This window comes from Paenibacillus sp. FSL R5-0912, assembly GCF_000758605.1.
Taxonomy (GTDB): Bacteria; Bacillota; Bacilli; order Paenibacillales; family Paenibacillaceae; genus Paenibacillus_AQ.
This window is the reverse complement of record NZ_CP009282.1, coordinates 102,508-123,127: the sequence shown is the minus strand read 5'-3', so window position 1 is coordinate 123,127 and position 20,620 is coordinate 102,508. Positions and strand designations below refer to the sequence as shown.

At 52.2% G+C, this 20,620-nt stretch carries 18 protein-coding genes and 1 riboswitch; of the genes, 7 read left to right on the top strand and 11 right to left on the bottom strand.

The features are described 5' to 3' along the window. Window positions 1-132: 132 nt before the first annotated feature. From R50912_RS00575 to rpoE, 5 genes are all read right to left on the bottom strand, one after another. Window positions 133-1,386: a UDP-N-acetylglucosamine 1-carboxyvinyltransferase gene (locus tag R50912_RS00575; protein ID WP_042231533.1), complete on the bottom strand. Its 1,254-nt coding sequence runs from the start codon at window positions 1,384-1,386 to the stop codon at window positions 133-135. A 245-nt stretch (window positions 1,387-1,631) separates the two neighbouring features. Next, a complete protein-coding gene (gene fba / locus R50912_RS00570; RefSeq protein ID WP_039309634.1) occupies window positions 1,632-2,486 on the bottom strand; it encodes a class II fructose-1,6-bisphosphate aldolase in 855 nt (284 codons plus the stop codon). Window positions 2,487-2,692: 206 nt separating this feature from the next. Continuing rightward, on the bottom strand, window positions 2,693-3,079 hold the full coding sequence (locus R50912_RS00565; RefSeq protein WP_039309632.1) for a response regulator: 387 nt from the start codon (window positions 3,077-3,079) through the stop codon (window positions 2,693-2,695). Window positions 3,080-3,422: 343 nt separating this feature from the next. Beyond that, on the bottom strand, window positions 3,423-5,030 hold the full coding sequence (locus R50912_RS00560) for a CTP synthase (RefSeq protein ID WP_042231532.1): 1,608 nt from the start codon (window positions 5,028-5,030) through the stop codon (window positions 3,423-3,425). A gap of 393 nt (window positions 5,031-5,423) precedes the next feature. Beyond that, window positions 5,424-5,987: a DNA-directed RNA polymerase subunit delta gene (gene rpoE / locus R50912_RS00555; RefSeq protein ID WP_042231529.1), complete on the bottom strand. Its 564-nt coding sequence runs from the start codon at window positions 5,985-5,987 to the stop codon at window positions 5,424-5,426. Between the two features lie 420 nt (window positions 5,988-6,407). Here rpoE and R50912_RS00550 point away from each other — a divergent pair, with 420 nt between their 5' ends. Continuing rightward, window positions 6,408-7,604 carry a S8 family peptidase gene (locus R50912_RS00550; RefSeq protein WP_042231527.1) on the top strand — a complete coding sequence of 399 codons (1,197 nt, stop codon included), beginning with the start codon at window positions 6,408-6,410 and terminating at the stop codon, window positions 7,602-7,604. Between the two features lie 90 nt (window positions 7,605-7,694). Here R50912_RS00550 and argS read toward each other — a convergent pair whose 3' ends face one another. From argS to R50912_RS00525, 5 genes are all read right to left on the bottom strand, one after another. After that, window positions 7,695-9,380: an arginine--tRNA ligase gene (gene argS / locus R50912_RS00545; RefSeq protein WP_042231524.1), complete on the bottom strand. Its 1,686-nt coding sequence runs from the start codon at window positions 9,378-9,380 to the stop codon at window positions 7,695-7,697. Then, window positions 9,377-9,820, bottom strand: coding sequence for a YwiB family protein (locus tag R50912_RS00540; protein ID WP_042231520.1), 444 nt, complete (start codon window positions 9,818-9,820; stop codon window positions 9,377-9,379). Before R50912_RS00540 ends, argS begins: the two co-directional genes overlap by 4 nt. A gap of 115 nt (window positions 9,821-9,935) precedes the next feature. Beyond that, window positions 9,936-10,604: a hypothetical protein gene (locus tag R50912_RS00535; RefSeq protein ID WP_042231518.1), complete on the bottom strand. Its 669-nt coding sequence runs from the start codon at window positions 10,602-10,604 to the stop codon at window positions 9,936-9,938. 47 nt (window positions 10,605-10,651) lie between these two features. Next, window positions 10,652-11,320, bottom strand: a complete 669-nt coding sequence (locus tag R50912_RS00530) for a GNAT family N-acetyltransferase (protein WP_042231516.1) — start codon at window positions 11,318-11,320, stop codon at window positions 10,652-10,654. A gap of 15 nt (window positions 11,321-11,335) precedes the next feature. Then, window positions 11,336-12,193, bottom strand: a complete 858-nt coding sequence (locus R50912_RS00525; RefSeq protein ID WP_042231512.1) for a carbon-nitrogen hydrolase family protein — start codon at window positions 12,191-12,193, stop codon at window positions 11,336-11,338. Between the two features lie 222 nt (window positions 12,194-12,415). Here R50912_RS00525 and R50912_RS00520 point away from each other — a divergent pair, with 222 nt between their 5' ends. From R50912_RS00520 to R50912_RS00510, 3 genes are all read left to right on the top strand, one after another. Continuing rightward, window positions 12,416-14,488: a transglycosylase domain-containing protein gene (locus R50912_RS00520; protein WP_042231509.1), complete on the top strand. Its 2,073-nt coding sequence runs from the start codon at window positions 12,416-12,418 to the stop codon at window positions 14,486-14,488. 99 nt (window positions 14,489-14,587) lie between these two features. Then, window positions 14,588-15,268 carry a DNA-3-methyladenine glycosylase gene (locus R50912_RS00515; RefSeq protein WP_042231506.1) on the top strand — a complete coding sequence of 227 codons (681 nt, stop codon included), beginning with the start codon at window positions 14,588-14,590 and terminating at the stop codon, window positions 15,266-15,268. A gap of 271 nt (window positions 15,269-15,539) precedes the next feature. Continuing rightward, complete coding sequence (locus R50912_RS00510) at window positions 15,540-16,019, top strand: AbrB/MazE/SpoVT family DNA-binding domain-containing protein (protein WP_042231503.1); 480 nt, start codon at window positions 15,540-15,542, stop codon at window positions 16,017-16,019. A gap of 92 nt (window positions 16,020-16,111) precedes the next feature. Here the strand turns inward: R50912_RS00510 and R50912_RS00505 are convergent, their stop codons facing one another. Continuing rightward, entirely contained in the window at window positions 16,112-16,618 is a 507-nt protein-coding gene (locus tag R50912_RS00505) for a YwhD family protein (protein ID WP_042231499.1), read from the bottom strand. 104 nt (window positions 16,619-16,722) lie between these two features. Here R50912_RS00505 and R50912_RS00500 point away from each other — a divergent pair, with 104 nt between their 5' ends. The 3 genes from R50912_RS00500 (at window position 16,723) to R50912_RS00490 (ending at window position 20,421) form a co-directional block, all read left to right on the top strand. After that, complete coding sequence (locus R50912_RS00500) at window positions 16,723-18,738, top strand: M1 family metallopeptidase (RefSeq protein ID WP_042231496.1); 2,016 nt, start codon at window positions 16,723-16,725, stop codon at window positions 18,736-18,738. Between the two features lie 44 nt (window positions 18,739-18,782). Then, window positions 18,783-19,580: a hypothetical protein gene (locus R50912_RS00495; RefSeq protein ID WP_052416812.1), complete on the top strand. Its 798-nt coding sequence runs from the start codon at window positions 18,783-18,785 to the stop codon at window positions 19,578-19,580. Window positions 19,581-19,796: 216 nt separating this feature from the next. Next, window positions 19,797-19,935: riboswitch (cyclic di-AMP (ydaO/yuaA leader) on the top strand. 57 nt (window positions 19,936-19,992) lie between these two features. Beyond that, window positions 19,993-20,421 carry a C40 family peptidase gene (locus R50912_RS00490; protein WP_042140612.1) on the top strand — a complete coding sequence of 143 codons (429 nt, stop codon included), beginning with the start codon at window positions 19,993-19,995 and terminating at the stop codon, window positions 20,419-20,421. Window positions 20,422-20,620: the final 199 nt, after the last annotated feature.

Here is a 20,620-nt window from a genome sequence, read left to right as displayed (position 1 = left end):
TTCTTCCGGCGTTCTCTGCCGGGCAAAATATGAGTCTATGAAAACGCTTATTAGGATAGGATTACCCGAATTGGAAGGAGATATGCAGTTTGTAGGCAAATTTCGCTCCTTCCTCTCGTTCCGGGCACATACTTATTCGTTCTCGCGCCAGACTTCGGCACCTAGATTGCGCAGGTTGCTTACGAGGTTATCATAACCGCGGTCTATATACTCCACGCCTGTCACTTCGGTGATCCCTTCCTCAACGGTCAGTCCGGCAATGACCAGAGCCGCCCCTGCCCGTAAATCGGCAGCCTTCACCTTCGCGGCATTGAGCTTGCCGCCCTCAATAATTGCAGAACGCCCTTCAACGCGAATCTTGGCGCCCATACGGACTAATTCAGGGACATGCTTGAACCGGTTGCTGTATACGAAATCGCTCAAGACACTAACGCCTTCCGCTTGAGTTAGCATACTTGTCATCGGAGATTGCAAATCGGTGGCGAAGCCGGGGTATATCAACGCTTTGACATCAGCATGCTGATATTTGGATCTGCCGATGACCCGGATACTCTCATCCAGCTCTTCTATATCTACTCCCATCTCCAGCAGCTTGGCAGTCAGCGCCTCCAGATGCTTGGGAATCACGTTATCTATCAGCACATTGCCACGCGTTGCCGCAGCGGCAATCATATATGTTCCCGCTTGAATTCGGTCTGGAATGATGGAATGGCGGCAACCATGCATTTCAGTTACGCCTTCAATCCGGATCGTTTCTGTACCGGCGCCTTTAATAACTGCGCCCATAGAGTTTAATAGGGTAGCTACATCTATAATCTCAGGCTCTTTAGCCGCATTTTCAATAATTGTAGAGCCTTTGGCACGTGAGGCCGCCAGCATAATATTTATTGTGGCTCCAACGCTGGATACATCCAGATAAATCTTGGCACCACGCAGTTCTTTGGCATACAAGTGAATAGAGCCATGATCGTTGGTTACAGTCGCACCAAGCGCCTCAAAGCCTTTGATATGCTGGTCAATCGGACGCGGCTCAAAATTACAGCCGCCGGGAAGACCAATCGTCGCCTCTTTAAATCTGCCGAGAAGCGCACCCATCATATAATAAGAAGCCCGGAGTTTCTTGACCGGTCCGTTAGGCATGGGAATGGATACGATACGGGAGGGATTAATTCTCATCTGGCTGCCGGTCCACGATACACTCGCGCCCAGCTCCTCCAGAATTTCGGAGTAAACGGCCACATCACTAAGAGCAGGCAGGTTATCCAGCACAACTTCAGATTCCGCCAAAATCGCCGCTGGAATAAGCGCAATTGCGCTATTCTTTGCTCCACTGATGGTTACAACGCCCTCTAGCGGACGTCCGCCGCCAATCATTAATTTTTCCATAAATTTATCTGGTTCCCCCTACGTGTATTGCGGCTTGTTCTGGCAATACCAGCTGTGGCTTGTGGTGGCATGGTGATTAGAAGAAGAAACGGCTGCGCCGCCCTAACTTAAGGACGGCACCCGTTTCTGAGGAAATCTGAAATGGCTTTACCGGAAAGACACCGGCTATGCGGTGCACTCTTCTGATAAAGATATGCATGCGGAACAGCAGAAAATAACCTGTCCCGTTACGCGGCAGAGTTAAATTACGCTTTGTTGCTGGATCCGAATTCACGGATTTTGCCAATAACGGTTTGTTTGATGGCTTCGCGACCTGGTGCGATGAATGTACGCGGATCGTAAGCATCCGGTTTAGCAGCCAGAACTTCGCGGACTACTTTGGCAAACGCGATTTGGTTCTCAGTGTTTACGTTGATCTTGGAAGTACCCAGGGAGATGGACTTCTGAATGTCATGTACAGGAATACCAGTACCGCCATGAAGTACGAGCGGAAGGTTAACCGCATCACGAATTTCTTCCATTTCCTTGAATCCAAGGTTCGGTTCGCCCAGGTAAGGACCATGTACGGAACCCAGTGCCGGAGCCAAAGTGTCGATGCCGGTTTCTTTAACAATGCGTACGCATTCGTTAAGGTCAGCGTATTGGATGCCGCCGATAACGTCATCTTCCTGTCCGCCTACAGTACCAACTTCAGCTTCTACAGAAACACCTTTAGCATGAGCATATTCAACGACCTTCTTGGTCATTTCAATGTTCTCATCGATTGGGTGGTGGGAGCCGTCGATCATTACGGAAGTAAATCCGGCATCGATTGCATCCTTACATTTGTCAAAGCTTGAACCGTGGTCCAGGTGGATAGCAACTGGAACAGTGATCTTCATGTCATGAATAAGACCTTCAACCATCTTAACTACAGTGTAGAAGCCGCCCATGTGACGAGCTGCACCTTCGGATACGCCAAGGATTACTGGTGATTTCTCTTCTTCTGCTGCACCAAGAATCGCTTGAGTCCACTCCAGGTTATTGATGTTGAACTGGCCAACTGCATATTTTCCTTCAAGTGCTTTGGTTAACATGTCTGTCATAGATACTAATGGCATGGTTTCAATCCTCCTAAAATGTTTGAGTTGCTTATATAAGCCGACATCACATACAGGCCTATTATAGCACATCCTGTGTCAAATACTAAATAGGATACACAAAAAAATGTCCCGGTGGGACGATATTCAGCCAGCCCATATTCCTGTGCGACTTTCCCTCATTAGCGTATCCGTAACAGGACTTACCCAAACTGTACATTTCTAAGCTAGCTGCATTGATCAACCGACTTATTGTACAGATGCATATTAACGGCAACCCGCATCTCATCGATATCAAACGGCTTGGTGAAATGCATCAGGGCTCCCAGCTTGGTCGCTTCCTTGATCATGTCCAGTTCTCCGTAAGCCGTCATCATAATGACTTTAATCGCCGGGTTCAGCTCCTTCAAATGCTTGAGGATCTCCAGTCCGTCCATCCCCGGGATTTTCATATCGAGCAGAACCATATCCGGCGATTCGTTCTTGACGATCTCCAGTGCCAATTTTCCGTTAGCTGCCTGAAAGGTGGCATAACCTTCACTATTAAACACTTCCATGAGGAGAATCCGGATTCCATTCTGATCATCGACAATTAGTACTTTCTTTTTTTCCATACGATACCCTCCCAGAATTTAAGGCAGATTGTCTATACCGCGCCCTCTCACAGCTAACGGCCCCGCTTCAACTTAGTCTATACGAAACCTATTATTCGTGCTTTGTAGCCAAAATCCTGCTAATTGGTTAAAATGCGTAAATCTATGCCATATAAAGGTGTATTCCCAGTTAAAAATCGGTAGTACAGTCCCCTTGTAATTTGGGAGATATCATAAATGAGAACTAATACCAAGAGAAATATAAGAATAAAGTGAAGTGTAAAATGTATATTTCCTTTGTCTTCAATAAAGAAAGCCCCCGTTAGGAGGCTCCAGCAGGCCCGGAAGGCCTTGAAGATATTTATTACAGCTGTTCGGAATGGGTAAGCGAAGCTTTGACAAATTCACGGAACAGCGGCTGCGGACGGTTCGGACGTGAAGTGAATTCCGGATGGAATTGCACGGACAGGAACCATGGGTGACCCGGCAGCTCAACGATCTCAACCAGACGTCCGTCAGGGGAGGTTCCGGAAAAGACCAGACCTGCCTTCTCCATCTCATCGCGGTAAGCGTTATTGAACTCATACCGGTGACGGTGACGTTCATAGACCAGTTCATCATCATAGCAGGACATTGCCAGTGAACCAGGGGAAAGCTTACAAGGATACAGTCCAAGGCGCATGGTGCCGCCCATATCCTCAATATCCTTCTGTTCAGGCAAGAGGTCGATCAGCGGGTACGCGGTAGCCGGATCGATCTCGGAGCTGTTCGCACCTGTCATTCCGAGCACAGAACGGCCGTACTCAATCACAGACACCTGCATACCCAGGCAGATCCCGAAGAACGGAATAGACTGCTCACGCGCATAGCGGATAGCCGAAATCTTGCCTTCGATCCCGCGGTCACCGAAGCCCCCCGGAACCAGAATGCCGCCGATGCCGCCCAGCAGCTCGTCCACATTCTCATCCGTAACCAGCTCTGCATCCACCCACCGGAGTTTCACTTCGGCATTGGAGGCAAATCCGGCATGTGAGAGTGACTCTACAACACTTAAATAAGCATCATGAAGCGCTACGTACTTACCGACAATGGCAATTTCAACGGTGCGTTCCAGCTTCTGGATCCGCTCCAGCATACTCTCCCATTCACGCATATCCGGTGCAGGAGTAGTCAGCTTCAGGTGGTTGACTACAATCTCATCCAAGCCTTCATCGCGCAAATTAAGCGGAACTTCATACAGGGTTGATGCGTCGCGGCATTCCACCACGGCATTCGCATCAATGTCACAGAACAAAGCAAGCTTGGCCTTCATATCATCAGTCAAAGGATACTCCGTACGGCACACGATCACATTCGGCTGAATTCCGATGCTGCGCAGCTCTTTTACACTATGCTGTGTCGGCTTCGTCTTCACTTCGCCTGCAGCCTTGATGTAAGGAATCAGGGTAACATGAATGTACATTACATTCTCACGGCCGATGTCACTCTTGATCTGGCGGATCGCTTCCATGAACGGCAAGCTCTCGATGTCCCCTACAGTACCGCCAATCTCCGTAATGACCACATCCGAACCGGTCTCACGGCCCGCGCGGAATACCCGTTCCTTGATTTCATTCGTAATGTGCGGGATAACCTGAACGGTGCCGCCCAAATACTCCCCGCGGCGCTCTTTGCTGATAACCGAGGAATAAATTTTACCTGTGGTTACGTTGCTGTTCTTCGACAAATTGATATCAATAAACCGTTCATAATGCCCAAGGTCCAGGTCAGTCTCCGCACCATCATCGGTTACAAACACTTCCCCGTGCTGATAAGGACTCATAGTTCCAGGGTCTACGTTAATGTAAGGATCGAATTTCTGGATCGTTACTTTCAGACCTCTGTTCTTGAGCAGCCTGCCCAGCGAAGCGGCGGTGATGCCTTTGCCAAGGGAAGACACAACGCCACCCGTTACAAAAATATACTTTGTCACTGTAAAACCCTCCTAAATAAAGTCCAGAAATTCAGGGGACGCTTGTTGTTTATCGTAACCCTTTTTTCCATCATCAAACCGGGGAACCCATAAGTTGCTTCCACCCGCCAAAACCTAAAGCCAGCAAAAGTGCAGTTTTTTGGCATTCAAGTAGAAACGGATTTGCCGTCCCTTTTAAAGGACGGTACCGTTTCAGCGAGAAAGATAAGGAGCGTTTATTGCGTGAAGCCGATTAATTCTTATCTTTTAAAAAAACAAAAAAGTGACACCCGTAGACCCGGGGCACTTTTTATTTTAGAAAACATATTAACTTTCATTATAAGCCCATGCAATAGTTTACTCTGACGGTCCTGCCCCTGTCAAGGGACGAATTACACCGCCGGAAAGACTATTCTAAAATTTATCGTCCTCTTCCTCATCATCGGCTTCGTCTTCATCGCCGTCTTCGGAATCTTCCTCATCCGCTTCGTCTTCGTCAATGTCATCTTCATCAATGACAACATCTTCGTCAACTTCCTCTTCGCTGTCGTCGTCAGAATAGAGGTCGTCACGATCTTCATCAATCGCATCGAAATCCTCTTCCTCCGCAGCGTAATTCTCTTCTTCTTCAGCAAAGTCGTCATCTTCCAAATCGTCGTCCTCATCGTTGATGATACGTACGCGTTTGGTGTTGCCGACAGGATCATCGGAGCGTTCCAGCGGGTACCAGCGTTTCAGGCCCCAAAGGTTGGTTCCGACACAGGCAAAACGCCCGTCAATGTTAATCTCGGTATATAACTGGGCAATAGTATCTTGGCTCTCTTGATCGGTCATCCCGCGCAGCTTGGCTACCTCGACCATCAGATCACGGTAGTAGTAAGGCGTATTGGCTGCCTTGAGCACCAGGAAAGCCAGGTCGACCATCGGTATTTCTTTAACTTTCTCAGGGTCCAGCTTTAAATTGAGTGGCGTACTCACTAAAGGACACTTCCTCTCACGCATTGTTCACATTACAAATCATGCTTAATTCATGATATCCATTAACAAACCTAAGTAAAACCTATTTGCGGGCAAATTGCAAGTCTAATACACCTGCTTCTGCGGGAAATCGCAGTAGGGTTGATTATCCGCAACTTCTATGTAACCCAAAAGATTCCCCTAAATTTAAAAAGGCGGAGGGAAACCCTCCGCACATGACTGTATCCGCGCCAAGGATCGGCTCCTTACGGGATGTTGCAAAGGGGTCTTGCGGTTCCCTTCTGTTCATTTTATGTACTCCTCCGCCTTTTGACACGATGGGCAGCCCATTTCACCAAAAAAGGGCAAGTTCCCATTCGGACGTCTGCCTCTTTTCATACTATATGGCAGCACGGCACCGAGGAGGGGACGGCGTAACTTATGGATTATTACGGATTTTGGCAGATGCTGCTTGAAGAGATTAAGGCTGCCCCCACAAATGCCCAGCGGCGTATTGTGACCTTCAATGATCCCCGCATGTATGCCGCAGCGCTATCCCAGTGGAAATCACTTAAGACCAAAACGCCGGGGCTGCGGCAGGTTCAGGTATCTACGCTGATCCGGGCTTTCTTCGTGCCCGCCGCCGGAGCAGGGAAGCTGATGGACCGTTATGCTGATTCCTTATGTATAGAAGAAGATCACCGGATTCAGGTTCACTCCTTGTCACCGGATAAAAGCGGTTCTGCCATGATGCCCTGGGGGGTCAAGTCGATTCATGCCCCGCAGGCCTGGTCTAAATCTACGGGCGTCCATGTGAAAATCGGCGTCATCGATACGGGCGTGGACTTCCGCCATCCCGATCTGAAGCATTCCCTCGCTTCCGGGGTCAATCTGCTGAACCGCGGCATGATGCCGCTGGATGACAATGGCCATGGCACACATATTGCCGGCACCCTGGCTGCAGCCGGAGGAACGCGCGGCATGATGGGCGTAGCCCCCAGGGCGCTGATCTATCCGGTCAAGGCTTTTGACCACAGCGGCTCCGCCTATGTGTCTGATATTGTCCTGGGCATCGATTGGTGCGTGCAGAACAAGATCGATATCATTAATATGAGCTTCGGGATGAAAAACAGAAGCAAAGCCCTGCATGATGTGGTGATCAAGGCCTACCGGGCCGGGATTGCCATCATCGCCTCCAGCGGCAACGACGGCAAGCGCGGCGGGGATTACCCCGCGCGCTATCCGGAGACTATTGCCGTAGGCGCCCTTGACAGAAGGCAGCGCGTCGCCGCCTTCAGCAACCGCGGACCGTATATCGACGTATACGGTCCGGGCGAGGGCATCCCCTCCTGCTGGCTGCGGGAGGGGTATAAAGAAATGAGCGGCACCTCTATGGCGACATCGCATGTCACCGGTGCCGCGGCCCTTCTGCTCGCGCTGCGGCCGGGGCTGTCGCCCCGCGAGCTGAAGCTGCTCCTGCGCCGCACAGCCTCGCCGGTGCGGCTGCGCAAGGGCCAGCGCCGCGCCTCCCTGGGCGGCGGCGCGGCCGATGCGCTGCGCCTGCTGCGCGCAGGCGCCCGTGCGCGGCGCAGCAGCGGCAGCAGCACCGCCAAAGCCGCAGCAGCGGCGAAGGCTTAACATGCGGCGGTGCTGCCGCCTCAGCCAGCAAGCCTATGCTAAAAAGCGCCGCCCCTGTTACCGGGGGCGGCGCTTTGCATCATGCTGTGGTTACATCCGGTCCGGTGCGGTAACACCAACCAGACGCAGGACGTTGGCAATCGTCGTCCGCGCCGCGCCCAGCAGGGCAAGACGGGCTACGGTCTGAGCGGCGTCCTCTGTGATTACACGCTCTGCCTTGTAGTAGCTGTGGAACAGCGAAGCCAGATCATACACGTAACGGACCAGGCGGTGCGGTGCATAACCTTCGGCAGCAATCGTAATTTCCGCCGGCAGCTCACCGATTTTGCGGAGCAGGTCGTATTCATGAACAGCGGTCAGCTTGCTGTAATCAATGTTTCCAGTATCCGGCAGCACAATGCCCTGTTCTTCCGCCTGGCGGAAGATGCTGCAAATGCGCGCATGTGCGTACTGAACATAAAATACCGGATTCTCATTCGATGTCGAAATCGCCAGATCCATGTCAAAGTCCAGATGAGAATCCATACTGCGCATCGTGAAGAAGTAACGGATGGCGTCCAGGCCAACTTCTTCCATCAGGTCTTCCATCGTAACGGCCTTGCCGGTACGCTTAGACATTTTGACCTTCTCGCCATTCTGGAACAGGCTGACCATTTGGGCAATCAGCACGACCAGCTTCTCGGGATCATTGCCCAGAGCCGACATAGCAGCCTTCATCCGCGGGATGTAGCCGTGGTGGTCAGCTCCCCAGATGTTGATCATTTTGTCATAGCCGCGGCCGTACTTGTCACTATGGTAGGCAATATCCGGTGTGAGGTACGTGTATGTACCGTCATTCTTAATCAGCACCCGGTCTTTGTCGTCACCGTATTTGGTGGTCTGCAGCCAGGTGGCGCCTTCTTCTTCATACACTTCACCGCGTTCCCGGAGCTCGTCAAGCGAACGCAGCACTTCACCGTTCTCGTACAGGGAGGTTTCGCTGAACCAGATATCGAAGTTAACCCGGAAACGGCTGAGGTCGCGTTTGATTTTGTCCAGTTCCTTGGCAAGACCGTAGGTGCGGAAGAACGCAGCGCGGTCGCCCGGGGTCATTGCAAGCAGGGAGTCGCCCTTCTCGGCAACAAGCTCTTTGGCGAAGCCTTTGATATCTTCGCCGTGATAGCCGTCCTCCGGCATCTCAGCCGGCTGGCCCAGCTCCTGCAGGTAACGGGTCTCGATCGATTTACACAGATTGGCGACCTGGTTACCGGCATCGTTAATATAGTACTCGCGCGTTACCTTGTAACCGGCGTAATCCAGCACGTTGCAGAGCGCATCCCCGACAGCAGCTCCGCGGGCATGCCCTAAGTGCAGGCTGCCTGTAGGATTCGCGCTGACAAATTCCACTTCCACCTTCTGCCCTTTACCGATCTCTACACGGCCATAATCATCACCCTGCTCGGCAACGAGTGCGATGACAGGATACAGATAGCTTTTGGACAGCGTGAAGTTGATAAACCCCGGACCGGCAATTTCCGCCTTCTCAATAGAAGCGCTGCCGGTATCCAGATGCTCGATAATGGCCTCAGCGATTTGCCGCGGATTGCGTTTGGCCATTTTGGTAAGCTGCATAGCGGCATTGGTAGCCATATCTCCATGTGCCTTGTCTTTAGGTACTTCCAGCACGATAGCCGGAAGCTCTTCCCGGGACACCAGACCGGCAGCTACGATAGCCTCGGCAATAGCCTCTTTCACCCGTTCATTGGCAAGCTGAAGCGGATTTAAACTTTGTGTCATGATTGTGGTTCCTCCTGTATATTCAAACTTATAGCGAACTGTCCTGATAACTCATCATAAACGTACAAGTCGTACTCCCATGTAACCGCAAGCTTCCTTCCGGCGCGTTTGATATCGAGCTTCCGGGTATCGGTGATGAGATTAAACTGTGTATAAGGCGAGCGGTAGAACCCCGGCAGACGCTGGCCCGGCTCAAAGGATTGCTCCGACTGGACACCGCCATGGCGGATTAGCTTGATTCCACTGTCCGAAATCTTCAGGGTGTTGCGCACAGAAACCTCACCGCCCTGAGGGCCTGGCTGCGTTTCTTCATAGCGGATATACAGGAATTGCCCTTTCATAATGGCTTCCCCAACGCTTTGCACCACATTCCGCTCACTGCCCTGCACGCTTTCCAGCGTTACGCTAACGGCATATTTGCCTTGCTGTCCTTCAGTCATTACACGTTCCTCACTTATTCATACTAATATTCATTAAGGCCATATTCGCTTTCCCATTGTACACTATATCCTGATCCGGAAGAGTAGTTCAATGGCTTTTTCGCCGGCAAAATAATTACAGCGGCAGCAGCGCCAAGCGCTCTCTGCTTCTAAGCTGCTCCACCATGGAGGTCCACGCCTCCGGCTTATCTTCCAGCACTGCGTAATAACGGGTCAAAAAATCAGCAACGAGCGGCGCCCGGATCTCCTCCAGCTCTTCATTTCCGGGCATAAAACATAGATCCAGACCGGATACCGCCTCCCCGTCACCCTGCCAGGAAGGATGAACATACGGGTAATCGATCCGCTTATACCCCAGATGCGACAGCACCTCGCGGCGCACAAACGGGTCCATGGGCTTAATTCCCCCGAAGTCATGCTCGACCCGGTAAGGATCATAAATCTCGGCGAACATTCCGAACAGCTCCCGGCCATTGTCAGCCGCCAGCTTCCGCAGATCCTTCAGCCGGCGCTGTGCCAGAAAGCGGCCTACGCCCAGCCCCTCCCGGCCAATAATAGTGAAATCGGTCATCGCCACATTCCAGTCCGCATAGTAACGGTATTCCGTGGTGCCGACAACTGTACCTTCATGCACTGCGGCGAATACACGAATGCCGGGATCCTCCAAGGGTTCCTTCCATAAGCTGTATTCCAGCACCTCCTCGGGTGGAAATACTTCGGACAGCAGCTGATGTACTTGTCTGAATAAAGGATCGGTTAAATTTGTAATTCTTCTATATTCCATAGTAAGGGCTCTCCTCCAATACCGGTTGTAGTTACTTTTAGAGAAGCTTATAGAAAAGGATTCCGCCATTCCATAAGCGCTGCGTAATTTCCCGATTCCTCATCTTCCAGATAATCCGCTACAACGCCGACCGGTACACGCCCGCAGCGCAGCAGAAAAGTAATGACCGGATCAGACCAGGTACCGGCCACTACTCCGGCCAGATACGCTTCCGCCGGCATCCGTGCGGCCATTAGATGATAGCCCGGCATACGCCCGGCCCCCAGCAGCCGTTCCAGCTTCTGCTCCACTACAGCATGATACAACGCCTGTACCAGCTCCTTTCCCAGTCCAAGCTTGCGGTATTTGGGGCGGACACACAGATCGGCAATATATAGCGTGTTCCCGTCCGGCTGATGCGTAGTGAGATATCCGTCATCCGTAACTTCCGACCAGGTATGATGAAGGGCCGGTGTCTCCGGATCATAATGGATTTTGAGTCCAGTTACCGAACCGGCCAGTTCTCCGTCTACCTCTGCACATAGTGCCCCTTCCGGGAAAAGCGTTACATGATTCAGCAGCTGTTCCCGGTTCCACCACAGCTCTGCAGGATAGGGCGGCGGAAAGGCTTCGGACTGAATCGTGACCAGTTCCGCGAAATCGGCTTCCGTATAGCTGCGGATTACCGCTGGCACCGGCATTTTACCGTCAAAAGCGTAAAAGCTCTTGTAATACATTCCCTTTCTTCCTCCTTACGTCCAGTCCGTGTACAGATCCGTCCGGCGGTCGCGCCACGTAGTTACAGATCCGTGCTCACGGACGCGGTACAGCAGCTCCAAATCCAGATCGGCCGTGATGATCATATCGCCGCCTATTTCACCCTCGGCCAGCAGGCCCTGCGGAGGGAATGGAATATCATTAGGTGTAATGACTGCCGCTTGCCCAAAATTGGCCCGCATCAGATCCACGGTAGGCAGCGAGCCCACAGTACCTGTCAGTACAACGTATACCTGATTCTCAATGGCACGGGCATGGCTGGTATACCTCACCCGGTGGAAGCCATGACGGTCATCTGTACAGGAAGGGCAGAAGATTACATCCGCACCTTTGGCCCGGGCCATGCGCACAATCTCCGGAAATTCGATATCATAGCAGGTTAGCATGGCAATGGTTCCTCTGTCTGTCTGGAATACCTCCAGTCCTTCACCCGCGCCCATATTCCAGCCGTCTACCTCAGCCGGTGTGATATGAAGCTTGGCCTGCTCGGCAATTCTTCCGTCCGGATAAAATAGATGGGCTACATTATAGAGCTTACCGTTCCGGCGCAGCACATGGGTGCCCCCGATAATATGTACAGCATATTTCCTGGCATATCCGGAGAACATCTCCCGGTAACGTTCTGTGAACTGCGGCAGATCCTCTATACCGAGCGCTTCTCCCTGTTCATTGCCTATAGACATCAGCTGCGTCGTCAGAAACTCGGGGAACAGGATGAATTCAGCCCCGTACTCCCCGGCAGTCTTTATATAGTGCTCGCACCGGGCGGCAAACTCCGCGAAGGAGGAAATGGTATGCAAATGATATTGTACAGCGGATACGCGAATAGCCATGGCGGCAATCCTCCTATACGTGATATGGCGTGCATTCATAAAGTAACTAAAATTTTACCATAACAGACCACAAAATCACACAGGATGGAGATGCTGCGTACCGCCGCATGAATATCTCTTCTATTCCTTCCCCATAATGGAGAATACCAGCAGAGACGCCTTCGCCTTACCTATCAAGGGCAACCGGGCCGTTTCTGCATGAAATAGAAGGAGCCTGATATTATGCCGCGCGATTCTACTGCACCCAAAGTCCCGAAACGCCGCCTCCGCCGGCTCTTCCGGCTGATGCTCTTCTCTGCCCTGCTGTTCCTGGCGGGCGCCGGAGTCCTGCTTGGGTTCCTATATCAGAAACCGCTCCCTCCTCTAGGGGATGATATCCGCTCCAGACTGCTTGACTCCAGGGGCAATGTACTGACCACCTTCACTACTGACGGGCGCAGCCGTGATCCTGTGGAACTTAAACAAATCTCCCCGCTGCTCATCAAGGCCACTCTGGCTGTAGAGGACCGTAAGTTCTATAGTCATGCCGGCTTTGACCTCAAAGGAATGGGCAGAGCGGTGCTCGCCAACCTGCAGGCAGGAGGGCGTACGCAAGGGGCCAGTACACTAACCCAGCAGCTTGCGCGTAATTTGTACCTGACCCATGAGAAAACTTGGACCCGCAAGAGCAAGGAGGCTCTCTACACCCTTCAGCTGGAGATGAAATACAGCAAAGACGAGATTCTGAATATGTATCTAAATGAAATCTATTATGGTCATGGTGCCTATGGTATTGAAGCAGCTGCCCAAATGTACTTCGGCAAACCGGCCGCTGACCTGGATCTGGCGGAGAGTGCCCTGCTGGCTGGAGTTCCCAAAGGCCCCACCTATTACTCGCCCTACACGCACCTGGATAGTGCTGTTAAGCGGCAGGGTATCATTCTGGCAGCCATGGTCGATGTAGGGGATATCACGGAATCGCAGGCGGAGGCCGCAGCCATGGAGAAGCTGACCTTCAAGCCGCAGGGGCAGAAGGATACTACTGTAGCCGCTCCTTATTTCCGCGATTATGTGCGCAGCCTCGTTATAGACAGTCTGCATATCAGCAGCGACGAACTGGATCAGGGCGGACTGAATGTCTACACGACACTTGATCCGGATATGCAGCGGGCTGCGGAAGAGGCCGTGGATCAGGGAATGGACCATAACAGCGAGCTGGAAACCGCCTTGGTATCCATTGACCCCCGTACCGGCTATGTGAAGGCCATGGTCGGAGGGACCAATTACCGTTCGAGCGCATTTAATCATGCCCTGGCCACCACACGCCAGCCCGGTTCTTCTTTTAAACCTATTATGTATTTATCCGCGCTGTCTTCCAAGGAGATGACCGGGTTGTCTGTCTTCAACAGCCAGCCGACACTGTTCCACTATGACAACAACCGCAAAACCTATCAGCCCCGCAACTTCGGCGATAAGTATCTTGGCGAGATCAACATGAAGCAGGCGATTGCCGCTTCCGACAATATTTATGCCGTAAATACAATTATGAAGATTGGCGCGGATAAGGTGGCCGCTATGGCCGCCGCTATGGGAATCAACAGCCCGCTGCAAAGTGTCCCGTCTCTGGCGCTCGGCACTTCCCCTGTCAGTCCGCTGGAGATGGCTTCCGCCTTCGCAGTTATCGGCAATGGCGGAGTCAAACAGCCTGTTACCGCAATTCTGAAAATTACAGATGCGGGCGGACACCTTCTATATGAAGCTCCGCAGCCTCAAGGGCAGTCTGTGGTAGAACCGGCAGCCGCTTATGTGCTGACCCGGCTGATGGAAGGCGTATTTGAGAGCGGAGGAACGGGGAACCGCGTAGCTTCGATGATTAAACGCCCGGTCGCCGGCAAAACAGGCACTACCGATACAGACGGCTGGATGGTGGGCTTCACTCCTGAGCTCTCCACTGCGGTCTGGGTAGGTTACGACAAGGGCCGGGACATTGCCACCGCTGATGGAAGACGTGCAGCGCCTATCTTTGCGCAGTTTACGGAAAAAGCGCTGGAGAATGTACCGCCGAAGATTTTCCCGATTCCTGATGGCGTGGTCAGCGTGTATATCAATCCGCAGTCCGGCAAGCTGGCTACAGCAGCCTGTCCGGAGAAGGAGCTTACAACCTTCATCAGCGGCACTGAGCCTACTGAGTACTGCGACCAGCATGCCGCCGGCGACTCCGATGCTTCCCCGGATGGGAGCAACTCTGAGATTGCCGAGCCTGTCAAGGAGGAACATTCGCTATGGAATGATATCAAACGCTGGTGGATGAACTGATCCGGCATTGCTGCCGCCGGAGACTTGCGTTACGATGGGATGAGCCCGGCAAGGCGCTCTCGTAAGCGTTAGTCCGCCGCAGGAAGGTGTCAACCATTCATGAAGCTGAATTCTTCAGTCGGACCAGACCATTCCGCCCCGCAGCGGCTGCTGCCGCCTGAACTCTATGCGCTTGCGGCAGTAGATGCAGCTCCGCGCCTCCTGGGCCAGCATCTCGTCCGGCGCACCGATAACGGTGATATCCGCTGCCGTATTGTGGAGACTGAAGGCTACGGCGGCGCTGAAGACAAGGGGAGTCATGCCTACGGAGGGCGGCGGACAACCCGTACAGAAGCAATGTTCAGCTCCGGAGGCGCTACGTATGTATACCTGATCTACGGGATGCACTATTGCTTCAATGTGGTTACCGCTGCTGAAGACGAACCGCATGCGGTCCTGATCCGTGCAGTGGAGCCGTTTACCGCCAGGGACGCGGAGCTCATGGCTGCATACCGGGGAATGGCTGTCCGCAAGCCTTCGGATCTGTCCGGCGGCCCGGGCAAGCTGTGCCGGGCACTGAGGATAGACAAAAGCCTCAACATGGCCAGGCTTGATCTCCGCGGGGGACCGATTTGGCTGGAGCAAGGTGAAGCCCCGGAATCTCTGGATATTGTCCAGGCTCCGCGCATCAATATTCCCTATGCAGAAGAATACGCGCTGAAGCCTTGGCGTTTCTATCTTCGGGGCAATCCCTATGTCTCGGTCAGCAGCACGGATGCGCAGCCGGTTATCCTCACCTGAAGATAGTTTCATCCCGCTGTTTCGACTGTGCTAATTTGGGTAAAAAATAGAGAACCCTAATAAACCTCTCCCTTGGGATTTCCCGAAGGGAGAGGTTTTATATGTTTTTTTGCCCCGGACCCTCTCCTGCGCAGTAAAACGGGCTATTTCCCGTATAAGCGACAAGAAACAACATAATTTGTATGCGCTTTCCCCGTTCTCTAAACTTACAATTACTGCTATAATCAGAGATATCCACAAAAAATATAAAGATGTAAATGAGGGACATGGAATGAAAGATACAGGCATGATCCGGAGTTTAGACAGTCTTGGTAGAATTGTGGTTCCCGTAGAAATCCGCATGACACGAAATATTGACATTGGGGATCCCATCGAGTTTTTTATTCTGAATGAGGAAATTATCGTCCTCAGAAAGTACACCTCCACAGAATGCACTTTTTGCAGAAGCCTTGATCATGTAACCTATTATAAAGATCAATTCATTTGCAATACCTGCCTCAAAGAGCTGAGCGACCCCGGGCGCGGATCTGAAGAGATCACAATCTCCTCAGGCCCTGCAGAGGAGATTGCCGAACCTGTCCGCAGTGGACGGAGAACGAAGACGGAGGAAATGAGCCAGCGTCTGGAGAAGGCGATGGAAGACCACCCCTATGCCAACCAGAAGGAGCTTGCCGAGGTGCTCGGAATCAGCCAGGCCAGAGTAAGCCAGTTGAAGCGCAAGCTAAATACTGCCGGCAGAGTGACTCCGTAGCAGCGCATATCCATCATCTTATACATAAGGCTTGGCCCTCTGCTAACAGAGAGCCAAGCCTTGTTTTTCGATATACATGTTCGTTCAGCTTACTACTCCGACAATGCCGCTTTCAGCTCGTCAGGTGAAGCGGCCCACCACTCTTCATTATGGGCAATCAGCAGTGATTTCAGCGCTTCCCGCTCCATAGACCCAAGTCCCTCCACAATAATCTTCCGTTTCAGGGCAGCATCCAGCTTATTGACATGATCGGCAAGAATCTTCCAGCCCCGGCGGGCTTCGGAATCGATCCACATCTCACAGGCGGTAATTCCGCCGTAGAACTGGCCCTCCGGTGTACGGTCCACAGCGACCCAGACCACCCAGACCTGTCTTCCTTCCGGTACATCCTCACGGTTCACGGAGAACTTAATCCCCTTCTCCACTTTGCTCTTGGCATGCATGGCACCGATATCGATAACGGCGATACCTTGATCAATAATAACAGGCGATACATTACCCAGATCAATGGAGCCTGCCCCGAAGCCTTTATGCTTACTCTTGGCATTCACAATATTCAAGGCAATCTGCTTTTTGCCCTCTGGTTGTACGTTATCCACAAGTGCACATCCTTTCCATTCACTAATTATTTAATTTTAGCTAATAATGCGCCGATTGCAAACATATACATCCCGTAGATGCTTGTCACGGGAGGAATCACAGTATGAAGCCACATTCATTAAGGTATACCCTCATCTTCGCAGCTCTGGCTGTTCTCACCTTGCTTGGAGGCGGAATATGGTTTCTTTCAGGGCATAGCCCTGCCGTATGGACTGCCTCTGCCCCAAAAGAGGCCAAGTCCCCCGCCGTCCTGCCGCAGCAGCAAATTGTGCAGTCCACTCTTCCGGAGATCACTCCGCCTCCAGTGTCGGAGGTTTTAAGCCAGCGTGTGGTGGAATACCACATGGATGTTCAGCTGCTGGCCGATACGGGAACCTTAACAGCTTCCGAAACGGTGACCTGGATCCATCCGGGCAAAAACCCGGTCCAAGAGCTCTATTTCCACCTTTATCCCAATGCATTCGCTTCCGGCAATACAACCTTTATGAAGGAATCCGGAGGAACTCTCCGGGGCGACTCTATGCCTGCGGGCGGATACGGCAGCCTGACGCTGACGGATCTGCGGACCTCCGAGGGGATTTCGCTAATGCAGCGCACCCAGTATGTACAGCCTGACGACGGCAATGTGAATGACAAGACCCTGCTTAAGGTCCACCTGCCCCAGCCGGTAAACGGTGGTGAGAGCGTAACACTCAAACTCCAGTTTGAGGTCAAGCTGCCGAAAATATTCGCCCGTATGGGAACCGCCGGTAACTTCGTCATGGCCGGCCAATGGTTCCCCAAGCTCAGCGTCTACGAGCCTGCTGGCACAAGAGGAGCACAGGAGGAAGGCTGGAACCTGCATCAGTACCATGGCACATCTGAGTTCTACAGTGACTTCGGTATTTACAATGTAACCATCTCCGTCCCGTCTGATTACAAGGTTGCCGCCACCGGATTTCCGGTGAAGAACGCGCGGCTGGTACAGGACCGCAAAATCTATCAGTTCTACGCAGATGATGTTCATGACTTCGCCTGGGCGGCATCGCCGGATTTTGTGGTTGCCGAGAAGGCCTTCTCCGCGCCGCAGGTGCCCGGAGTAAAGATCAAGCTCTATCTGGACCCGCTGCATAAGGATCTTCAGGAGCGCTACTTCCAGGCCGCAGAGGCTGCCCTGACCGCCTTCAGCAAATGGTACGGCCCGTATCCATACTCCACCTTATCCATTGTAGTCCCGCCTGAATCTGGCAATGGGGCCGGGGGGATGGAATATCCGACGCTGATCACTGCCTTCGGTGCTGCCGAGGCATCGCCCGGCACCTCGCTTGAACGGACCGTGATCCATGAGATCGGTCACCAGTATTTCTATGGCATGGTCGCCAGCAATGAATTCGAGGAGGCGTGGCTGGATGAGAGCTTCACCTCATATGCCGAAGATCGGCTGATGGAGCAGGAATATGGCGTTGCCTCAAGCCTTCCGCTGCAGTCCAGTCTGGTCTCCTCCTCGCAGCCGCTCAATCTGGAGACGTGGAAATACACCGGAGATGATGCCTACACGCGCAATGTCTATATCCGGGGCAAGCTGGTGCTCCGTGACATCGAACGGTTAGCAGGAGCCAAGAGCATGGATGCCATTCTCGCTGCCTATACCCGTAAATACCGCTTCAAGCATCCCTCGACCGCTGACTTCCAGAAGATTGTGGAGAAAGTGACCAAGCAATCCTGGCAGACTTATTTTGACCAGTATGTCTACAGCGGCGGAGCCCCTGATTTTACAGTAGACGACATCAGGCTCACAGCTAAACGGGACGGCGGCAACGGAGCAGGCATTCAATATGATGCTGTAGTTGAGGTAAGCAACAAGGGCAGCCATTATGGGGATGTTCCTGTAAAATTTATTTTCTCGGACGGGTACTCGGTACAGCAATACTGGAACGGCGAAGGGAAGACAACATCGTTTGAATTATCGTATAAAGCACCTCTGGTCTCCGCCGAGATTGATCCGGGACATTCCATACTGCTGGAGAGCAAGCATCTTAATAATTTCAGAATGGCGGAGCTTGAGCACACTACTCTTTCCCGCTGGACGCTCAGTGCGACGACATTGCTTGAAACCCTGCTCGGAACTCTTGTCTGGTGAGGTGAAGGATTGTGAAAATTTCGATAACCCGCGGTTGGCACAGCATGAAAGAGCAATTTTATATCCTGATTCTGCTATTTATCTACCGGCTGTTCTGGGGCTACTTCATGTACAAATTCATTAAAAGCGCCGTCGTTCCGGTACTGCTGCGTTATCCGGATGCGAACGCCGGCGGCAGTAGCATAGGCAGGCTGCTGTATTATATTGAAGGGCAGACTGCATTGCACACGGACCCGGACGTCCAGCAATGGCTATGGCTGCTCCTGGCACTGACTGTGTTGCGGCTGCTGCTCTCCCCCTTTATCCGGGCGGGCCTGCTGCATGAGCTTCACCAGGAACGCGCCGGGGAGCGCGGACTGTTCTTTTTTCCCGGGATGAAGCGTTATGGTCTGCCTGTCCTGCTGTTCAGTCTCGTTGAATGGGCGCTGGTCCTTCTGCCGCTCTATTGGCTGCTGCCGAAGATGTACCGTCTGCTTCTGAACGGCATTCTCGATTATCCGCTGCTGCTGACGCTCGTGCCTTATGTGCTGGGCTGGCTCATCTACCTCTTCCTTATCCGCAAGCTGCTGCTGTATATGCAGTTTGGTTATACTGCAGGCACGGGCATGTTCCCTTCGCTGCTGATCTGTCTGAAAGTCCTTCTGCACTCCATCGGGATATCCGTCATTTTGGGCGCAGGAAGTCTGGTGATGCTGATCCTCTGCGGCGCTGCAGCGCTCTTCTTTCCGGGTCTCCCGGCCCTGCTCCTGCGCCAGGCTGCCCCTCTGCCATCCACTCTATTCAAAATGTGGGGCATAGCCGCGCAGTATCATCTCTGGTCCAGTAAATCATTCCCACAATAATCGGCCGCCAAAACGGCATACTAAAAGAGTCATCGCCCTCTGGTGAGGTGCATGACTCTTTTTTGTTTACAGCTGCGACAAGTGCATTTGCAAAACTGTAAATCCTTTGGTACAATGATGCCTGTACTACTAGTAACAAATTTGTAATCTTTCAAATGGAATTATGCAGCTATGTAACCGAAGCCATTAACCTTATGTCGATATGTCACTATTCTGGTGCACAAAACGCCGAATTCCCAGCACCGGGGAGTGGGGGAACCATATTTTGGGTGAATTGATCTCGCTTTAGAGGGGTCATAGGGGAACCTTCTACCGAATCCTTAAGCTAACCTCGCAGGCCTTGGAAGGAGTACATCTTTTGAGAAGTCAGAACTTTAAGAAGAAATGCACCGCAGCAGCGCTAGGTCTTGTGATGGTATTTACACTCGGAGCGGGCAGCGCTTTCGCAGATTCCAAAATGGATACTGTGATCTCAAAAACCATTGGAACGTCATATAAAACCGGGGGCACCAGCACCAGCGGCTTTGATTGTTCCGGATTCACCAAATACGTATTCAAGAGTATCGGCCTGACCTTGCCGCGCACCTCTAAGGCACAGTACAGCGTTGGAACAGCCGTATCCAAGAGTAATTTGCGTTCCGGTGATTTGGTATTCTTCAATACCCTGGGCAACGGAGTTTCCCATGTCGGTATTTATGTTGGCAATGGAAAATTCGCACAATCCTCCACTTCGCGTGGTGTAACCATCAGTTCGCTGAGTCAGGCATACTGGGCCAACCGCTACGTTGGCGCTAAAAGAGTAATGAGCACAACAGCCTACCAAGCTGTCGCTTACGATTGAACCCTTGAACATTTCCTCGAATATTTGTACCTCTAACATCTAAATGTAACTTATACGAGCCCGGTTTTGATTATTGCCGTAATCATTTCCGGGTTTTTCCTTTTCCTTATTCTACCTTTTACACTCATCTGCAGGCCCTGAAACACCTTTTTATCCCAAATCCAAAGAAAATTCATCAACAGCTCACCCGCTGCGTTAA